We start from the raw sequence: 1,072 nt of genomic DNA, 5'->3' as shown, positions 1-1,072 counted from the left end.
CGGGAGGGCGCTTACCACTTTGTGATTCATGACTGGGGTGAAGTCGTAACAAGGTAACCGTAGGGGAACCTGCGGTTGGATCACCTCCTTACCTTAAAGAACCTGCCTTTGTAGTGCTCACACAGATTGTCTGATGAAATAGAGCAGTAAATAATCTCTGCAGGCTTGTAGCTCAGGTGGTTAGAGCGCACCCCTGATAAGGGTGAGGTCGGTGGTTCAAGTCCACTCAGGCCTACCAAATTTGCGAAGCAAATTTGAAGAGGTTGCAAACGATGGGGCTATAGCTCAGCTGGGAGAGCGCCTGCTTTGCACGCAGGAGGTCTGCGGTTCGATCCCGCATAGCTCCACCATCTTTACTGCGAACACAAGAAAACTTCAGAGTGAACCTGAAAAGGTGCACTGCGAAGTTTTGCTCTTTAAAAATCTGGATCAAGCTGAAAATTGAAACGACACACAGTTAATGTGTGTTCGAGTCTCTCAAATTTTCGCGACACGATGATGTTTTACGAAACATCTTCGGGTTGTGAGGTTAAGCGACTAAGCGTACACGGTGGATGCCCTGGCAGTCAGAGGCGATGAAGGACGTGCTAATCTGCGAAAAGCGTCGGTAAGGTGATATGAACCGTTATAACCGGCGATGTCCGAATGGGGAAACCCAGTGCAATTCGTTGCACTATCGTTAACTGAATACATAGGTTAACGAGGCGAACCGGGGGAACTGAAACATCTAAGTACCCCGAGGAAAAGAAATCAACCGAGATTCCCCCAGTAGCGGCGAGCGAACGGGGAGCAGCCCAGAGTCTGAATCAGCTTGTGTGTTAGTGGAACGGTCTGGAAAGTCCGACGGTACAGGGTGATAGTCCCGTACACCAAAATGCACAGGTTGTGAACTCGAAGAGTAGGGCGGGACACGTGGTATCCTGTCTGAATATGGGGGGACCATCCTCCAAGGCTAAATACTCCTGACTGACCGATAGTGAACCAGTACCGTGAGGGAAAGGCGAAAAGAACCCCGGCGAGGGGAGTGAAAAAGAACCTGAAACCGTGTACGTACAAGCAGTGGGAGCACCTT

2 tRNA genes and 2 rRNA genes are annotated in these 1,072 nt (G+C 50.2%); all 4 read left to right on the top strand.

The annotated features are described in order from the left end of the window. Positions 1-91 (top strand): 16S ribosomal RNA (locus ACLEXF_RS25425); the annotation flags it as partial. Positions 92-161: 70 nt separating this feature from the next. Next, a tRNA-Ile gene (locus ACLEXF_RS25420) sits at positions 162-238 on the top strand. 36 nt (positions 239-274) lie between these two features. Then, positions 275-350: transfer RNA gene (locus ACLEXF_RS25415), tRNA-Ala, on the top strand. Positions 351-527: 177 nt separating this feature from the next. Further along, a 23S ribosomal RNA gene (locus ACLEXF_RS25410) occupies positions 528-1,072 on the top strand; the annotation flags it as partial.

Origin of the sequence: Klebsiella pneumoniae complex sp. WS1778 (assembly GCF_049472055.1) — a bacterium.
Classification (GTDB): Bacteria; Pseudomonadota; Gammaproteobacteria; order Enterobacterales; family Enterobacteriaceae; genus Klebsiella; species Klebsiella quasipneumoniae.
The sequence above is the reverse complement of the archived record's forward strand: the minus strand, read 5'-3'. Positions and strand labels throughout refer to the sequence as shown.